Here is a 16,771-nt window from a genome sequence, read left to right on the forward strand (position 1 = left end):
ATCAAAACAGAAGGCCTTTGCGATCACGCAGCGATCCTGCTGTGCGTCAGGAGATAGGCGCCATGATGCTGCAGGAACGCGAGCAGCCGCTCGGGATAATCCGGCGCCACCGCGCTTACCACGCTCGGCCGGACTGCTAGCGCCTGGCGCCAGGCGTTGACACGCGGCAGCCCATCAAAAATGCCGCTTGGAAGCAGCGCCTCGAACAGTTCGAAATAGCGGAACACCGGCGCAAAGGCCGCATCGACCATGCTGAATTGTGAGCCGGCGAAATACGGCCCCTTGGCAAGCTCCTGCTCAAGCGTGGCGAACTTCGTCCGAAGGACCTGGCACTTTGCTTCGAACCGCGCCACATCCGCCGTCGTTTCGTACACCCAGAGATCGGCGAGGATGGAGGAACCGAACTCCATCCAGCCGCGATGCAGGGCGCGCTGCAGGGGATCGGCGGGGTGAAGCGGTGCGCCACGCTGCGTTTCCTCCAGATATTCACAGATGACCGCGCTTTCGAACAGGATCGCATCGGCACGGCCGCGCGGAACCGCCAGCAACGGCACCTTGCCGAGCGGCGAGATCCGCAGGAACCAATCCGGCTTGGCGGCGAGATCGATATAGGTCCGCTCGAAGGGGACGCCCTTTTCCGACAGGACGATCGAGGCGCGCTGAACATAGGGGCAGAGATGATGGCTGATGAGGGTGAGAACTTTCGAGTGCATGACAAGTCTCCAGTTATTTATATGCAATTGCATATATTGTCATTTGCCAATCCCGTAAAGATAGATGTAAATGCATTTATGTCTGAGAAGCGAACCGATACCAATCAGGCGCCAAGCGCCGATGTCACCCGGGCCTGGATCAACCTGATGCGGGCGCAGCAGCGCGTGCTTGGCGCGATCGAGCGCGATTTCAAAGACGCAGGAATGCCGCCGCTCGGCTGGTATGATGTGCTGTGGGAACTGGCGCGGGCGCCGGACGGGCGGCTGCGGCCGTTCGAAATTGAGGAGCGGACGCTGCTGGCACAGTACAATCTCTCCCGCCTGATCGACAGGCTGGAAAAGGAAGGCCTTGTCGAGCGCCGCACCTTCGATGACGACGGCCGGGGCCGCTGGGTAATGATCACCGAAAAGGGCCGCAGCCTGCGCGAAGCGATGTGGGAGGTCTATGGCAAATCAATCGCGCGGCATGTCGGCGCCAAGCTGCCGGAGGGCGATGCGGCCCAACTTGCGGCGCTGCTGTCGAAACTCGCCTGAGATCAGGCAATCAGGGGGGCTGCGACCGCATTCAGGGCCTTGCGCGCTTCATCTGGTGCGAGCCGCACCTGCAAGCCGCGCTGGCCACCGTTGATATAGACCAGCGGCTCGGCAAGGGCTGCCTCCTCGATCGCCGTCGGCACCTGTTTCTTCTGCCCGAACGGGCTGATGCCGCCGACATGATAGCCGGTCAGCCGCTCGGCTTCCGCCGGTTTCATCATGTTAGCCGACTTGCCCTGAAACGCCGCGGCCAGCTTCTTCATGCTGACTTCACGATCAGAGGGCACGACGACGCAGACAGGCTTGCCATCGACCTCCGCCATCAGCGTCTTCAACACACGGCAGGGCTCTTCGCCCAGCGCCTCCGCCGCCGCCATGCCGATCCGGTCGGCAGACGGATCGTAATCATAGGTATGAACGGTGAAGGCGGCTGCGGCTTTCGTCAACGCAAGCGTTGCCCGGGTGCTCTTCGACATGATCTACCCCTGGAAAAGGCTGGCATAAATCTCCGGCTTGAAACCGGCGGTAAGCGTTCCATCGTGATCTAGCACCGGGCGCTTGATCATCGACGGCTGAGCGAGCATCAGAGCGATCGCCTTGTCTTCGTTGAGATCCTGCTTATCGGCATCCGGAAGCGCGCGAAATGTGGTTCCGGCGCGGTTCAGCACCGTTTCCCAGCCCAAGGCTGCCGTCCAGCGCTCAAGCGCCTCGCGAGAAATACCGGACGCCTTGTAATCGTGGAAATCATAGGCGATCCCTTGAGCGTCCAGCCAGGTACGCGCCTTCTTCATCGTGTCGCAGTTTTTGATGCCGTAAATGGTCACGCTCATGCACTTTTCCTCATTGCAGGCCCTCATTGCAGGCAAGCGGGATAGCATGAAGATACCCGGCTGAGAATATCTTCATCCGGACGCATCAGCCCGCCTTCACGCCGATCCGCTACGGCAGAGCGGCGACGGTTCTGACGGCGTGGCTGGCGCCCGCGCGCGCCACCTTTCACCGGCTTTTCGTAGAGCGCAGCCTGCGGATTTGGGGAAAGCACGGCAGTTCAGTCCATCGAGAAGCAGTGACAACCGCCAGCGGTGCGGCGATTGTCCATCCATAAGCTCAGGCAACATGTTGCCACGCCATCAGAGATCACCGGCGCGGTTAGGCCTCAAGCGCACCGGGCTTACGCACTGCCTTCGTCTGCTCGTCACAGGCGATTTTCATCAGGTTGTCGCGCCGGCGTGCGAAGCGCTGCGAGGTGCGCGTCGCGACCAGGCCGGCCTGGGGCGCGTGAATATCGATCGAGCCTCCTTCCATGCCCGGCGCCGTGACGATCGTCGCCAGCAGATCACCGGCAGCGACGGTATCGCCGATGGTGCGGTGAAACAGCACGGCACCGGCCTGCGGCGCACGGATCATCTCGATATTGTCGAGCGGCGTCACCTTGCCCTTGTAAGGCTCAAGCGCTGCGACAGTGCCGCCAACTGCGCCGCGAGCGGCTAGAAAGCGCCAGAGCCCGTCCGCATCCTTGCGGGCCGTGTCCGGATAGACATCGCGCGTGCCGCGAAGCTCGACCGTGACCGCCAGACGGCCGGGCAGCCGCTTTGCCTTCTCGGCAGTTTCATGCTTCCAGGCATAACCGACAGCCTCCTCGAAGGCGCTGCTTTCGCCATCGGCCAGAAACACGGCTTCCATATCAAGCGCCGATGCCAGATCGGCGGCTTCCGGCCAGAACGCCTCATCGACATAGGTATATTGCACGGACTCATCGTCGCAATGCAGATCGAGCATGAGGTCGGCGCCGAGCGCCATATGCAGCAATTGACGCTTCAGCTGCTCGACTGCCGGATAACGATCGAGATCCTCGATCAGCGTCTCGCGCTCTCCAATGAGGATCAGCGGAAACTCGCGGTTGAAATTGGTGCGCGACCCCAGATCGAAACGGCCCTGCAGATCGCCGAAATGCGATTGCGCGGTGCCGATCGGATTGGCCTGCGGGACGATCGTGATGTCGCTGAGGATCGTGCCGTCGGCATCCGCCTGACGCAACTTTTCGCACAGGAAATGCAGAAGTGCCGTGCCCGGAAGCTCGTTGGCATGCAAGGCTGCCTGGATATAGATTTTCGGCGCCTTAGCATCGCGACCTTTAAAGCGGATCACCGGCAGCCGCCACTCGGCGCCAGGCGTATCTCCCTTGATGACGATTTCAGAAATGTCCATGAATACCCTCCCGTTTGCAATTTCAGCGGCTTATGCGGCTTCCGGCCGACAGGTGCAAGACGCCAAAAATTGCAGCGTGTCCGGCGGCACGGCATCATGACCACAGCCGTCGCCGTGATCGCTGAAACGCCATCGCGGCGAGCCTCCGCAGCCCCGTTGCGTGCGAGGCTTCACAAAGAGACGGTTCATTTCCCTTTAGAAAGGCGAACAAAACAGGACAAGCGCTTGACCTGCCGCCCGGCAGGCCAAGTTTGGTGAAAGAAGCCTCAACCCAGCAGCGGCCAGCGATCGAGATATTCATATTCGCTCTTGCCGATGAGACTGCGGATGAGCACGAACTCGCGCGCAATCCAGCGGACGGGCTCTGCCAGCAAATGTTCCGGCACCGGCGTTTCATCATAAAGCACCGTCATATGCGGCATGAAGCGCGGATTGTAGGTGAAAGTCAGACCGACCGCCCACATTTCCTTGGCGAGTTGGACGTGCAGGTCCATCATTTCCTCGCTGCGGATCGCATTCGCCAGAACGACAGCCTTGGCGCTGGTAAAATGCATGGCACGATCGAAATTCACCTCGAAAGGCGCTGCTTTGACGGTGGCCATCGCCGCGGAGACAGCAAAGACGATATCGTCCGGGAAGTCCGGATAGTTGCCGATGCCATTCAGCGAGACATGCATCAGTTCATGCGGGCGGGGAGTTTTCGACAAGCCATAGCGCTGCGCAATGTCCCTTCCTGTCTCGACGGCCTGCAATGCAACCTCCCGTTCCGGCACAAGGGCCAAGAACAGGTTGCTTTTTCCAAGCTCGCCTGCCTGTCTCTGGCGGGTCTTCGCCGCCGCGGCGCCGCCGCCATGACCGAATGAAAATGACTTCTGTTCACTGCGCACAACTTCATTTCCGGCTCTTCCAAGCATGGCAGACCTCATCTCTTTTTGGATGTCGCTACTATACGCGAGTCGAATTCAAGATCAAGAACAAAACAGGAACATTGTGAATTTATTCCCACACGCCGTTAAGGGATGCGGGCCGGCGTTGCACCAATTTGACCCTGCAGCATCAGCGGCAACATCACCTTCGAGAGGCCATTCCAGAGCAAGAAACGGGTGGCGGAATGATGAAAACTGCGGGAAACTGCGACCATGACCTATGTGCATAAAATCATCGCATCCCCCGTCGGCAAACTTGAGCTTGTTGCGCGGGGTGACGGCTTGGCTGCCATCCTCTGGGAGAAGGATGACCCAAAGCGCGTGCGGCTGGGCGAAAGACAGGAACGCCCGGATCATCCTGTTCTGCTTGAAACCGAACGGCAGTTGGACGAATATTTCGCAGGCGCCCGAAGGGACTTTACCGTCCCGCTTGATCTGGCCGGCACCGGCTTTCAGAAAGCAGCCTGGCACGCACTGTTGACGATCCCGTTCGGCGAAACCCGGACCTATGCCGAGATCGCCAGGCAGATCGGTCATCCGACGGCATACCGGGCGATGGGAGCGGCCAATGGCAGAAATCCGGTGTCGATCATCGTACCCTGCCACCGCGCCATCGGATCGGATGGCCAGCTGCATGGCTTTGCCGGCGGACTGGATGCCAAGCGATATCTGCTTGCACTGGAGCGCAACAGACTGAACGCGGCGGCCTGACGGACGACCGCGTATTTTTGCCCCTGCTGCCTTGCGCGGGGAATAGAAGGAGTGGAACGATGGCAGAGAAAGCACAAACCTATCACGTCTTCAAAACGGCCGGCGGCTACTGCGGCATTGCCTGGAACGATATCGGCGTCACCCGGTTCCAATTACCGGCGCAAAGCGCCGAAGCCACCGAGCGCAACGTGCTGCGCCGGGTGCCAGGTGCCGAAGCGGGCGAACCGACGCCCGCTATCAACGAGGTCATCGCCGCCGTCCGGCGGTATTTTGACGGCGAGACCATCGATTTCTCGGATGTCGCCGTCGATCTGGATGGCCAGGACGAATTTTTCCGGCAGATCTACCATGCGCTGCGCCGCGTCGGTTGGGGCCATACGACCACCTATGGCAGCATCGCCAAGGAACTCGGCGCCGGGCCGCAGGCCGCCCGCGATGTCGGTCAGGCGATGGCCAGGAACCCGGTGCCCTTGATTATCCCGTGTCACCGCGTACTTGCCGCCGGCGGCAAGGTCGGCGGGTTCTCCGCACCCGGCGGCGCCACCTCCAAAGTCCGCATGCTGGAACTGGAAGGGGTCCATACCGGCGCGCCGGAGCCGGCGCAGCAATCGTTGCTGCTGTAAACAGCCGCGGTTTGTGCAACGGTAGCAATCACGGCAATAATCGGAAGGCATGGATCGCAATCCGGCCGCCGATTGCCCAGAAGGAACGCGCTTCCTTCTTCGGAACCCATTGACAATTTTGCGAAATTTGCCCTTCTTGTTGTGTCTCGCAGAACGTGGAGACAATCATGCATATTCCTTATGCCGGTTCCGGCCCCTATTGCTACGCCAACTCTTTCGCCATGATGTTCGGCGCCAATGCGCCATCCATCGGCGTCGTTGAATTCGCCACGAGCAGCGCTTTTGGCATGCAGTTGGTTGGTGGCACGCTTCCCTTTTTCGATCCTTACGGCTGGACGCCGGAAGCAAGTTTCAACGATGCCCTGGCCGCGTTGGGCTGGCGGTCGGAAATGCTGCGTAATGACGACCCACAAGCCGCGCTTCTTGCGCTGAGCACGGCCCTTGCTGATGGGCCGGTCTGGATCGGACCTGTCGAGATGGGTTACCTCAGCCACCAGCCGGGAATGACAGGCCCTATCGGCGCAGACCATTACCTCATCGTGGCCGAGATCGATGATCACTCGGTTCTGATGCACGATCCGCAAGGCTATCCCTATGCCCGGCTTCCCATCAGCCTGTTTCTCAAAGCCTGGCAAGCTGAAACCGTCGACTATGCATCGCCGTTCACCATGCGCTCCGGTTTTCGCCAGATAGAGCGAAAGTCCGAGCGTGACATCATCCTGTCGGCCATGCCGGCCGCGAGACGGTGGCTGGCGATGGAAAACGCCGTTCATGTCCCTCCTGGAACCATTGGTAACGGCGAGGCGGCGGAAGCGCTTGCTGAAGTCATCGAGCGAGGCATGGATGATGACCTGCGCGGTCATCTCATCCACTTCGCGGTGCGCGTCGGATCACGGCGGGCTGCGGATGCAGCCACATGCATGATCAAGGCCGGCTACGACCGCGCCGCACAAATCCTCGACCGGCAGGCACGCCTCATCGGCGCCCTGCAATATCCCCTCGTCATACGCGACGATGCGACAGCAGCCGCCGGTCTTCGATCGCTGGCCCCGACTTATGGCGACCTGCTGCATGTACTAAGTTCGCGGTAGAACGGCACCCCCGGACGCCCGCAAGTCCGCTTCATCCAGGCAAAAACCGGCAGAGGCCTGCGCTGTTGTCACCCGGCTGCTCTATCACCGTAAAAGCCGGGTGAACGCATCTACGGTTCGGAGCGGTCAGCCTCTGCAACCAGCCAATCCCAGAGCTCCGTTACCACCGGGTGCCGCAGATTGCGCGGATGAGCCGCCAGCATGAAAGGTTTGGCCGAGGTCATTCCCCGGTCACCAAGGAGTACAAGCTCGCCCTTCGCCAGCCGCTCCGATGCGAGGTTGATGCTGCCGAGGCAGACGCCGAAACCGCGCGCGGCGGCATCGAGCATGATGCCGGAATCGGAGAAATTGAGACCCGTGACGAGTGCGCCACCATCAAGCCCTCCGGCCAGAAACCATTTCTGCCAGTCGTCCTCCGTCTCGTCATGCAGCATCGGAAAGTCGAGGAACGTCTGCCCATCCGGATTAGCAGGCATCGTGGCTCTGAGGGAAGGCGCACACATCGGCCACAGTGTATCGGTGAACAGTACGGCCGACACCATGCCATCCCAGTTTCCGCGTCCATGCGTCACCAGAATGTCGATTTCGGATTCGGCGAGGTTCACCTCCTCCTCCGTAGTCACCAGCCATGGCTCCATATCCGGATGACTGGCCTTGAGCTTTGCCAGCCGCGGCATATACCAGCCGGCGGCAAAGGATGGCGGCATCGCCAGAACAACCGAACCGGGCTTTGTATAGAAGCCGAGCCTGCGGACACCCAACCGCAGTGTTTCCAATGTGGCAGCCACGGTATCGTGGAAATCCCGCCCGGCATCCGTCAGCTCGACGCGCCGGTTGAGGCGCAGGAAAAGCGGTTGTCCGAAATGCTCCTCCAGCGCCCGAACCTGATGACTGACCGCCGATTGCGTCATGTTCAGCTCTTGCGCCGCCAGCGAAAAACTGGACAGCCGCGCAGCGGCCTCAAAGCCGGCCATTGCCGCCATCGGCGGCAGGTTTCGATAGGGGTTCACATGAGATTTTTTCATCAAACACCTTAAAGATTCGCGTTTGCACGCGGATTGCACAGCTCTTAGATTTTGATTGCTCATGATGCGCTGCTGCAGCGTCCTTTACTGATGAGAAATTTTAATCCCGGGGTCAATGATGCAGAATGCCAATGGCACACCGAAACAGACTGGGTTCCGCATGCCGGCGGAATGGGAACATCATGAGCGCAGCTGGATGATGTGGCCGGCAAGAGCCGGGTTCTGGGACGACATCGCCGCCACCAGGCGCGACTATGCAGCGGTCGCCCATGCCATCCGCGCGTTTGAACCGGTTACCATGGCTGTACGGCCAGAGGATGCGGCGGAGGCCCGTTCGATGCTGGGCGGCGATATTGCGCTGGCGATCACCGCGATCGACGATTCCTGGGCGCGCGACGCTGGTCCGTGCTTTCTCGTCGATGACCACGGTGCGCGGGCTGGCGTGAATTTCAGGTTCAACGCCTGGGGCGGCAAATATCAGCCGCATGACAAGGACGACGCGTTTGCCGGCTACGTGCTTCAGCAAACGAATGTCCGGACGTTCAATTCACGCCTCGTCGCGGAAGGCGGCGGCATGTCCGTGGACGGTGAAGGCACGATTCTGACCACCGAAAGCTGCTTTCCCAACATCAATCGCAATCCGGACTGGACGCGAGACGAGATCGAGCTTGAACTCAAGGATATGCTTGGCGGCAACAAAGTGATCTGGCTGCCTGGCAACCCGGAGGAAATCGAAACGGACGGCCATGTCGATGGCATTGCCACCTTCGTGGCTCCGGGTGTTGTGCTGATCGAACATGCCGGAGATCCGCAATCCCCGTGGCACGCCATCAGCATGGCCAACATCCGGGCGCTTGAAGGCCAGACAGACGCCAAGGGACGGCAGATCAAACTGATCACCATCCCCGAGGCGGTTGAGGCGGAGGCGATTGGTGATAGGTTCTGCCGGTCCTATGTCAATTCGTACCTGGTCAACGGCGGCGTGATCATGCCGCGCTATGGCGTCCGCAGTGACGATCTGGTGCGCGAAACGTTTGAAGCGCTGTTTCCCGGCCGCACGGTGCGCCAGGTTTCCATCGACAATATCGCAGTCGGTGGCGGCGGCATCCATTGCATCACCCAGCAAGAGCCGGCGGCGTAATCACGGCAGGAATGCCGGAACCCCAGGCCGGCGCTGGCCACCGGCGAAACAGTGCATCCCCCATTCGCATAAGGAGTTCTTGATGATGAAACGGCGAAATTTCCTGAAGCGAAGCCTGCTGGTTTCCGGAGGCGCGCTCGCAACGGGCGCTTTTGCCAACAGCTTCAGCACGACAGCCGCTGCGCAGGACAGCGTGTGGCGCATGCCCGACGAAGGCGAGCGCCATGCTGCAACATGGATGGCCTTTGGCCCGAGCGCTGATGTCTGGGGCCGCAAGCTGCTTCCCGTGGCCAGAGAAAACCTAGCCAGCATCGCCAAGGCGATTGCGGCGCACGAACCTGTGAAGATGCTGGTGCGCGAAGAGGAGCACGACATCGCAGCGCGCCTGTGCGGCCCCTCGGTGACGCTGGTGGTTCAGCCTATCGATGACCTGTGGATGCGCGACACCGGGCCGGTGTTCGTGAAGAACGAGGCGGCGCAAGCCGGCGCAGTCGGCTTCAACTTCAACGGCTGGGGCGGCAAGCAGGAGCATGATGATGACGCACAAGTCGCCAGCTTCATTGCAGATGCGGTCAACACCAAATTCATCGAAACGGATCTGGTTCTCGAAGGCGGCGGCATCGAGGTGGATGGCGAAGGCAGGGCAATCATCACCGAAAGCTGCGTGCTCAACGCCAACCGCAACCCCGGCGTCAGCAAGGCGCAGTGCGAGGAGGAACTCTCCCGCCTGCTCGGCATTCGCAAGGTCATCTGGCTGCCGGGTATCGCCGGCATGGACATCACCGACGGCCATACCGATTTCTATGCGCGTTTTGCCACGCCCGGCGTGGTCGTTGCCGGTCTGGACCTGGACCCGGATTCCTATGACCACGCCGTCACCAAACGCCATCTGGAGATCCTGCGGCGATCCACGGACGTCAACGGGAAAAAACTGGATGTCGTGGTGCTGGAAGGCCCCTCAACCGTGCGCGCAAAATACGAGAACAAGGAGTTCGCGGCCGGCTACATCAATTTCTACGTTTGCAACGGCGCCGTCATCGCCCCGGAATTTGGCGACCGGAAGGCCGACAACAATGCGCGCGACACGTTGCGGGACCTATTCCCGGGCCGGGACATCATCCAATTGAACATCGACGGCATCGCCGCTGGCGGCGGCGGCATCCACTGCACCACCCAACAGCAACCCGCCTGAAAAACGTTTTGAGCAGGATGCCCGCTTCTTCAAACCAGCAGCGGCCGGATCATGCACGCCTGCCGCCGGATTGCCGATTAAGCTTCCGGCCCACGACCAGCATTGACATCGCCTCGGGCATCGAAGATACTTCACTACATGGTGAAGTATCGAACATCCCCCATTGACCGTACATTTTCAGCGCTTGCCGATCCGACGCGGCGGCAGGTGCTGATGCGGTTGAAGGACGAGCCGGGGCTGTCGGTGAGCGAGCTTGCCCGGCCATTGTCGCTGAAGCTGCCGGGCATCATGAAGCATCTCGACGTCCTGTCCGATGCCGGATTGATCACCCGGACCAAGACCGGCCGGACCGTGTCGGTCAATCTCTCGGCCGGGCCGATGCAGGATGCGATGGCGTGGCTCAATCAGTATGAACGGCTCTGGACGGTCAGCATCGACCGGCTGGTGGCGCTGGTGGAAGAGGATGACGGACAATGATCAACAGCGTTGCGAGCGTCACCATCGTCCGCAGGATCAAGGCCTCGCCGGCCAGGGTCTGGGCGGCGATCACCCGGCCCGAACAGATGCTGAAATGGTGGGGCCCTGATGCCGGACCGACGCTCAAGGCCGAAGCCGATGTGCGACCCGGCGGCCGCTTCAGCGTTCTGTTCCGCCTGCTGAACGGCGAGGAACACAATCCCACCGGCATCTACCGGGACGTGCTTCCCGAGCGCAAGCTGGTTTTTACCTGGGAATGGCCCGGTATGCCCGAACGGGAATCCCTGGTGACATTCCTGCTCAGGCCACTCGATGGCGGCACCGAGCTCACCTTGATCCACGCGCAGCTCCCCGATGAAGAAGCGCGGGAAAGCCATGAGCGGGGCTGGAGCGGCCTGCTCGACAAGCTGCCGATCTTTCTTGGAGAAAAACCATGAGCGACTTGACCCTTATCACCTTCGACTGGGTTCCCGAAATGCCGCGGGGATTTGTACGTGACATCAGGGTGCGCTGGGCACTGGAGGAAGCGGGCCTGCCCTACCGCGTCGAGGGTGTGTCATTCAGCGGCCGCAATGCCGACCATTTCGCCCACCAGCCCTTCGGCCAGGTGCCGTGGCTGACCGATGGCGAGCTATCGATCTTCGAGAGCGGTGCGATCCTGTTGCATCTGGCGGAAATGAGCGATGCACTGATGCCGGGAGACCTGCGTGAACGCAACGCAGTGAAAGAATGGCTGTTTGCGGCACTCAATTCGGTCGAGATGGCAAGCCTGCCCTGGTCCCTGCTGATGTTCTCCGGCAATAATGACGGCACGCCCGGATGGAAGTTCTTTGACGGCTTCCTTCATCAGCACCGGCTGAAGCACATGGAGGCGGTACTTGCGGGACGCGAATGGTTGGCCGGACGCTTCTCTGTCGCCGATATCCTGATGGCGGATGTGCTGCGCCTGGTCGACCGGTTCGACGGGCTGGCGAACTATCCCGCCTGCCGTGCCTATGTCGCCCGCGCCACGGCCCGCCCCGCCTTTATCAAGGCGCACGCGGACCAGATGGCCCATTTTGCCAAAGGTGATGCAGCCACCGCCGCGAACTAGCGCGGCGGGCCAACACTACTGCCTTATTCCCACTCGATTGTGCCCGGCGGCTTGCTCGTCACATCGTAAACGACGCGGTTGATGCCGCGAACTTCGTTGATGATGCGCGTGGCGGCGCGGCCGAGGAAATCCATGTCGTAATGGTAGAAATCCGCCGTCATGCCGTCGACCGAGGTGACGGCGCGCAGCGCGCAGACGAATTCGTAGGTGCGGCCATCGCCCATGACACCGACGGTCTGGACCGGCAGCAACACGGCAAACGCCTGCCAGATGGCGTCGTAGAGGCCAGCCTTGCGGATCTCGTCGAGATAGACAGCATCGGCTTCGCGCAGGATTTCCAGTTTTTCGCGGGTGATACCGCCCGGGCAGCGGATGGCAAGGCCCGGACCCGGGAACGGGTGGCGACCGATGAAGCTATCGGGCAGACCAAGCTCCTTGCCGAGAACGCGGACTTCGTCCTTGAACAGTTCGCGCAACGGCTCGACCAGCTGCATGTTCATGCGGGCAGGCAGGCCGCCGACATTGTGGTGCGACTTGATGGTGACCGAGGGGCCGCCGGTGAAGGAGACGCTTTCGATCACATCCGGATAGAGCGTACCCTGGGCAAGGAAATCGGCGCCGCCGAGCTTCTTGGCTTCCGCCTCGAATACGTCGATGAACAGCTTGCCGATAGTCTTACGCTTGGTTTCCGGATCGCTTTCGCCTTCCAGCGCATTGATGAACATGTCGGATGCATCGACATGAACGAGGTGCAGGTTGTAGTGCTCCTTGAACATGGCGACGACATCGGCCGCCTCGTTCTTGCGCATCAGGCCGTGGTCGACGAGGATGCAGGTGAGCTGGTCGCCGACGGCTTCATGGATCAGCAGAGCCGCAACGGATGAATCAACGCCGCCGGACAGGCCGCAGATGACACGCTTGTCGCCAACCTGCTTGCGGATTTCAGCAACAGCCTTTTCGCGGTAGGCGGCCATCGACCAGTCGCCCTTGAGACCAGCGATCTTATGAACGAAGTTGGCGAGCAGCTTGGCGCCATCCGGTGTGTGCACGACTTCCGGATGGAACTGGACGGCGTAGAATTTCTTGTCTTCGTTGGCGATGAAGGCAAACGGCGCGTTCGGCGATGTCGCAACAACATCGAAACCGGCCGGAATCGCGGTGACGCGGTCGCCATGGCTCATCCACACCTGATGGCGGGAACCAACAGTCCAGAGACCGTCGTAAAGCGCGCATTCCTTGTCGATCTCGATGAAGGCGCGGCCAAACTCGCGGTGATGGCCCGCCTCGACCTTGCCACCGAGCTGCTCGCACATGGTCTGCTGGCCATAGCAGATGCCAAGGACCGGCAGGCCGCTGTCGAAAATCACCTGCGGCGCACGCGGCGAGCCGATATCGAGCGTCGAGGCCGGGCTGCCGGACAGGATGACCGCCTTCGGCTTCAGCCGCTTGAAGCCTTCTTCTGCCGACTGGAAAGGCACGATCTCGCAATAGACGCCGGTCTCGCGCACGCGGCGCGCGATCAGCTGGGTGACCTGGCTGCCGAAATCGACGATGAGAACGGTATCGGGATGGACTGTCGCTGTCATGACGCGCTTCCGTTGGCTTGGGCTTATGTGATGGGGAACTATGGCGAGCCTTTAAATAAAGGCGCGCCCAAGCGCAACGATTACATTGCACCCGGACAATTTTGCGGCCTCAAACGGTGATTTCGCCGGTTTTCAGGGCGTTTTCCAGTGCATCGGCAGCGTTCGCCAGCTTCTCGTCGATCACGTGCAGATATTCCGTCCAGTCGCTGACGTGCTTGAGTTCGGCCTTGCCATCGGAAATGCCGCGCAAGCCGATCAGCGGCAGGCCGAACGACTGGCAGGCGCGCAACACGGCAAAGGTTTCCATCTCGACCATATCGGCGGCGATCGTCTCATAGGTCGCACCGGACACGATGTTGGCGCCGGTCGACAGGCTCGCCTGTTTGACGCCCGGAATACGCAGCGGCAGATCGACGACGACAGGCAAATCCAGAAACGGCGTCGCGCCCTTTTCAAAACCCAGCGGCGAAGCATCCATGTCGCGATAGGCAACCGAGGTGGCCTGATAGACTTCCGCCTGTTCCAGCTGGGCTGAACCGGCCGAGCCGAGCGAGACGACGAGATCGGGCAGGCTGTCGCGGTGCGCCAGCTCGGCAAGCGTCCGTGTCAGCGCCACGGCGGCCTCGACCGGGCCGACGCCGGTCATCAGCGGCGAGATGCGCTCGCGCAGATGCACGCCATATTCGGCATCGACGGCCATGACATAGAGCAGCGTCTTGCCCGCCACATGCTTCAGTTCGAACGTCATCCTTCAATTCCCTCGCGTCCACGGATCACCATCATCGTGCCGGTCATCGATGCAATCAACTTGGCCGGGCCATCCTGTGAAATCGCATAGCCCCGGCCATCGGAAACGATGATCGTTGTACCGGGCTTGGTGACTTCGCCGCGAAACAGGAAGCGTTCGCCCCGGCCCGGCGACATCAAATTGACCTTGAACTCGATGGTGAGGATCGAGGCTTCGGGATCGATCACCGAATAGGCGGCATAGGTGCCGGCCGCATCGAGCGCCGCCGAAATGATGCCGGCATGCAGGAAACCATGCTGCTGCGTCAGCTTCTCGTCGAAGGGAAGCTCGATCTCGACGGACCCCTGTTCCACACGCGTCAACTCCGCCCCGATAGTCGCCATCGCGGCCTGCCGATCGAAACTCTTGCGGATGCGCTCGCGAAATTCCACCGTGTGCTCTCTTGCCCTAAGTTGTCCGTTGCGCAGACAGTCGCATGGCGGAAAAACCAGGACAAGCCTCAATTCATGAGGAAAATCGATGTGTTGAGCAGCGTGGCGAAGGCGACCCAGGCGAGATAGGGCGTAAACAGCAGCGCGGAGAGACCATCCTGTTTCCGACTCACCATGATGAAGCCGATGATCGAGATCAACAGCGCAATAATGACGATCAGGGCCATGGCAATCTCCTGAAACCCGAAGAACAGCGGCGACCAGGCAAAATTGAAAATCATCTGCGCCACCCAGAATCGCATGGCGGCGGTGCGACTATGATTGAGGAAGGTACGGGCGCCGACAAAGCCGATGATGACATAGAGGATCGACCAGACCGGCGCGAAAATCCAATTGGGCGGATTGAAGGACGGCTTGACCAGCGCCTGATACCATTCGCCGGGGATATTGTTGATCCCGATCAAAAGGCCGCAGCCGAGAACGAGGGCAATGAAGAGGATGTAGATCAAAGTACGGTTCATACCGCAGACATAGGGCATGCCGCGGCGAACGCCAGCCGGGATGGGGCTTTTAATTTGGCAACAGCGATCCCAATATCCTTTCATGGATGACGACACATCTATCGTGATCAGACCGGGTACAGGAGACGATCTGTTCATGATCGCCGGGGTGCTGGTCGATACATGGCGGTCGACCTTTCGCGGTTTGTTGGCGGACGACTTTCTCGACGGCATGTCCCGCGAGGAACAGGCCGTGCGCCATGCCCGCAGGATGGGCGCTCCCGGGGTCTACTATCTCGTGGCAGCCGATCCTTCCGCCGGTGAGATCGTCGGCTTCGTCAATTTCGGGCCAGGACGTGGCAAGGTTCCCGATGATATCCACGAGATTTATGCGCTGTATGTCCGGGCCGAGTATCAGGGTTCGGGGATCGGCACCGCGCTTGTGCGGGCGGCGGCACAGCATAGTGCCGGGCGATGCGCCAGATCGCTATTTGCCTGGGTCCTGGCCGGCAATCCCAACCGGCGGTTCTATGAAAAACTGGGCGCGAGCGCGGTGGAAATGGCGGGGATCGGGTTGGGCAACAGAACCTACGATCAGGTCGCCTATCTCTGGGAGGATATCACGCTTCTGTTGCAGCCGTGATCACCAACGCTCAGAGCTTGCCGATCCGGATGATATGCTGGTCCCAGGCGACCCGGCTTTTGGTTTCGCCGAACGATCCTGAATAGGACGATGCTACGAAGCCATGGGGTGACGCGGCAATGCCTGCCGCATCGGCCAGGCTTTCCTGGCCGATGACCCGGCCGGTCTTTGCCTCGACCGTCACCGCCGTTCCGCCCTTCGGCGAGGTCAGCCCCACCAGTCCGTCCCGCCGGTTGACCGCGATGGCGCCGACATAGTTGGCGAGCGCCAGCGTCGTTTCTTCCGGCAACTCCAGAAACCGGATGTCTTCGCCGCGCGCAAAGGAGCCGGCCAGCGGCGGCAGATCGTTGCGGGCACCTTCGTACTGGCAGGCAAACCAGACTTTTCCATCCGCGTCGATATCGACATGGCGGGTCGAGAGTTGACGCAGATTATCTGGCATCGCGTGGCGCTCGATCAGGGCGCCGGTGGCCGTGTCGATCAGCGCCAGCGACGGTTCCATATGATCGAGATTGAGCTTGGTACGACCGAAATCCGGATGGGTCTCGATACCGCCATTGGCAACCACGAGCATCCGGCCGTCCGCCGACAGGGTCATATCGTGCGGGCCGATGCCATAGGAGGGAAATTCGCCGATGCGGGCAAACCTGTTGGTGCCGTCATAGACCCCGATCATACCGCGATTGCCGGCGAAATCATTCTCCGTGGCATAGAGCAAACGCCCGTCCGCGGAAAAGCAGCCGTGACCATAAAAATGCCGGCCCTCGACGGAGGTGATGACGATCGGCTCGATGCCCGGCGCAAAGATCATCGCATAGGTGCCGGGGCGGCGGGCAAAGACAACGGCGCGGTTGGTCACCGGCGACCAGGTCATGCCATGCGCCCGGGCAGGCAGCGGTACCCGCTCAATGATCGCCCCCTCCTCCGTCAGCGTCGCAACGCCATAGGACCCGTCCGGCGCCATGAAAGCCGAGGCATAGACTGCATCGGCGCGTGACAGCGCGAAGGCGGCTTGCGGCGAAAGCGTTGCAGCCCAAGCGGCACCGGCCATTGTCAGGAACGTGCGGCGGTCCGTGAGGGTTTGGCGGGAGATGTTTCGGTATGTCATACAAACAAATCCAAATTGGCC

Annotated in this window: 21 protein-coding genes; 10 read left to right on the forward strand and 11 right to left on the reverse strand. The window is 60.9% G+C overall.

What is annotated here, in order from left to right; all coding sequences use genetic code 11:
* Positions 1 to 23: 23 nt before the first annotated feature.
* A complete protein-coding gene (locus tag ASC96_RS02160) occupies positions 24 to 713 on the reverse strand; it encodes a glutathione S-transferase family protein (RefSeq protein ID WP_060500871.1) in 690 nt (229 codons plus the stop codon).
* Between the two features lie 78 nt (positions 714 to 791).
* On the opposite strand from ASC96_RS02160, the gene ASC96_RS02165 reads away from it, so the two are divergent.
* Entirely contained in the window at positions 792 to 1,247 is a 456-nt protein-coding gene (locus ASC96_RS02165; RefSeq protein WP_060501404.1) for a MarR family winged helix-turn-helix transcriptional regulator, read from the forward strand.
* 2 nt (positions 1,248 to 1,249) lie between these two features.
* On the opposite strand, the gene ybaK is transcribed toward ASC96_RS02165, so the two are convergent.
* From ybaK to ASC96_RS02185, 4 genes are all read right to left on the reverse strand, one after another.
* A complete protein-coding gene (gene ybaK / locus ASC96_RS02170; protein ID WP_060500872.1) occupies positions 1,250 to 1,723 on the reverse strand; it encodes a Cys-tRNA(Pro) deacylase in 474 nt (157 codons plus the stop codon).
* Between the two features lie 3 nt (positions 1,724 to 1,726).
* The gene (locus tag ASC96_RS02175) at positions 1,727 to 2,077 is read right to left on the reverse strand and encodes an ArsC family reductase (protein WP_060500874.1); all 351 of its coding nucleotides are present in this window, start codon (positions 2,075 to 2,077) and stop codon (positions 1,727 to 1,729) included.
* A 319-nt stretch (positions 2,078 to 2,396) separates the two neighbouring features.
* Positions 2,397 to 3,455, reverse strand: a complete 1,059-nt coding sequence (locus ASC96_RS02180) for a succinylglutamate desuccinylase/aspartoacylase family protein (RefSeq protein ID WP_060500876.1) — start codon at positions 3,453 to 3,455, stop codon at positions 2,397 to 2,399.
* Between the two features lie 266 nt (positions 3,456 to 3,721).
* Entirely contained in the window at positions 3,722 to 4,342 is a 621-nt protein-coding gene (locus ASC96_RS02185; RefSeq protein WP_162246311.1) for a 2'-5' RNA ligase family protein, read from the reverse strand.
* Positions 4,343 to 4,594: 252 nt separating this feature from the next.
* Here ASC96_RS02185 and ASC96_RS02190 point away from each other — a divergent pair, with 252 nt between their 5' ends.
* The 3 genes from ASC96_RS02190 to ASC96_RS02200 all read left to right on the forward strand — a co-directional run bounded on the left by ASC96_RS02190 (position 4,595) and on the right by ASC96_RS02200 (position 6,806).
* Positions 4,595 to 5,092 carry a methylated-DNA--[protein]-cysteine S-methyltransferase gene (locus tag ASC96_RS02190; RefSeq protein WP_060500879.1) on the forward strand — a complete coding sequence of 166 codons (498 nt, stop codon included), beginning with the start codon at positions 4,595 to 4,597 and terminating at the stop codon, positions 5,090 to 5,092.
* Between the two features lie 59 nt (positions 5,093 to 5,151).
* Entirely contained in the window at positions 5,152 to 5,715 is a 564-nt protein-coding gene (locus ASC96_RS02195; RefSeq protein WP_060500881.1) for a methylated-DNA--[protein]-cysteine S-methyltransferase, read from the forward strand.
* A 164-nt stretch (positions 5,716 to 5,879) separates the two neighbouring features.
* Positions 5,880 to 6,806, forward strand: a complete 927-nt coding sequence (locus tag ASC96_RS02200) for a hypothetical protein (protein ID WP_060501406.1) — start codon at positions 5,880 to 5,882, stop codon at positions 6,804 to 6,806.
* 110 nt (positions 6,807 to 6,916) lie between these two features.
* Here the strand turns inward: ASC96_RS02200 and ASC96_RS34220 are convergent, their stop codons facing one another.
* Positions 6,917 to 7,831 (reverse strand): LysR substrate-binding domain-containing protein, encoded by a 915-nt coding sequence (locus ASC96_RS34220; RefSeq protein ID WP_162246312.1) that lies wholly within the window; start codon positions 7,829 to 7,831, stop codon positions 6,917 to 6,919.
* 118 nt (positions 7,832 to 7,949) lie between these two features.
* Between ASC96_RS34220 and ASC96_RS02210 the strand changes: the two genes are divergently transcribed.
* The 5 genes from ASC96_RS02210 (at position 7,950) to ASC96_RS02230 (ending at position 11,734) form a co-directional block, all read left to right on the forward strand.
* Complete coding sequence (locus ASC96_RS02210) at positions 7,950 to 8,972, forward strand: agmatine deiminase family protein (RefSeq protein WP_200956609.1); 1,023 nt, start codon at positions 7,950 to 7,952, stop codon at positions 8,970 to 8,972.
* A 202-nt stretch (positions 8,973 to 9,174) separates the two neighbouring features.
* On the forward strand, positions 9,175 to 10,164 hold the full coding sequence (locus tag ASC96_RS02215) for an agmatine deiminase family protein (RefSeq protein ID WP_244481795.1): 990 nt from the start codon (positions 9,175 to 9,177) through the stop codon (positions 10,162 to 10,164).
* Between the two features lie 138 nt (positions 10,165 to 10,302).
* The gene (locus tag ASC96_RS02220) at positions 10,303 to 10,641 is read left to right on the forward strand and encodes a metalloregulator ArsR/SmtB family transcription factor (protein ID WP_060500886.1); all 339 of its coding nucleotides are present in this window, start codon (positions 10,303 to 10,305) and stop codon (positions 10,639 to 10,641) included.
* Positions 10,638 to 11,078: an SRPBCC domain-containing protein gene (locus ASC96_RS02225; RefSeq protein WP_060500888.1), complete on the forward strand. Its 441-nt coding sequence runs from the start codon at positions 10,638 to 10,640 to the stop codon at positions 11,076 to 11,078. Before ASC96_RS02220 ends, ASC96_RS02225 begins: the two co-directional genes overlap by 4 nt.
* Positions 11,075 to 11,734 carry a glutathione S-transferase family protein gene (locus ASC96_RS02230; RefSeq protein ID WP_060500890.1) on the forward strand — a complete coding sequence of 220 codons (660 nt, stop codon included), beginning with the start codon at positions 11,075 to 11,077 and terminating at the stop codon, positions 11,732 to 11,734. The genes ASC96_RS02225 and ASC96_RS02230 overlap by 4 nt, the downstream gene beginning before the upstream one ends.
* Before the next feature lie 23 nt (positions 11,735 to 11,757).
* On the opposite strand, the gene guaA is transcribed toward ASC96_RS02230, so the two are convergent.
* From guaA to ASC96_RS02250, 4 genes are all read right to left on the reverse strand, one after another.
* Entirely contained in the window at positions 11,758 to 13,320 is a 1,563-nt protein-coding gene (gene guaA, locus ASC96_RS02235) for a glutamine-hydrolyzing GMP synthase (protein ID WP_060500892.1), read from the reverse strand.
* 109 nt (positions 13,321 to 13,429) lie between these two features.
* Positions 13,430 to 14,068: a 5'-methylthioadenosine/S-adenosylhomocysteine nucleosidase gene (locus ASC96_RS02240; RefSeq protein WP_060500894.1), complete on the reverse strand. Its 639-nt coding sequence runs from the start codon at positions 14,066 to 14,068 to the stop codon at positions 13,430 to 13,432.
* Positions 14,065 to 14,451, reverse strand: a complete 387-nt coding sequence (locus ASC96_RS02245) for a PaaI family thioesterase (RefSeq protein WP_200954882.1) — start codon at positions 14,449 to 14,451, stop codon at positions 14,065 to 14,067. Before ASC96_RS02245 ends, ASC96_RS02240 begins: the two co-directional genes overlap by 4 nt.
* A gap of 116 nt (positions 14,452 to 14,567) precedes the next feature.
* Positions 14,568 to 15,020, reverse strand: coding sequence for a TspO/MBR family protein (locus ASC96_RS02250; RefSeq protein ID WP_060501411.1), 453 nt, complete (start codon positions 15,018 to 15,020; stop codon positions 14,568 to 14,570).
* A gap of 82 nt (positions 15,021 to 15,102) precedes the next feature.
* Between ASC96_RS02250 and ASC96_RS02255 the strand changes: the two genes are divergently transcribed.
* A complete protein-coding gene (locus tag ASC96_RS02255; RefSeq protein WP_060500896.1) occupies positions 15,103 to 15,642 on the forward strand; it encodes a GNAT family N-acetyltransferase in 540 nt (179 codons plus the stop codon).
* A gap of 10 nt (positions 15,643 to 15,652) precedes the next feature.
* On the opposite strand, the gene ASC96_RS02260 is transcribed toward ASC96_RS02255, so the two are convergent.
* Positions 15,653 to 16,735 (reverse strand): DUF1513 domain-containing protein, encoded by a 1,083-nt coding sequence (locus ASC96_RS02260; protein ID WP_112834651.1) that lies wholly within the window; start codon positions 16,733 to 16,735, stop codon positions 15,653 to 15,655.
* Between the last annotated feature and the right edge of the window lie 36 nt (positions 16,736 to 16,771).

Origin of the sequence: Rhizobium sp. Root1204, assembly GCF_001424965.1 — a bacterium.
GTDB lineage: Bacteria > Pseudomonadota > Alphaproteobacteria > Rhizobiales > Rhizobiaceae > Pararhizobium.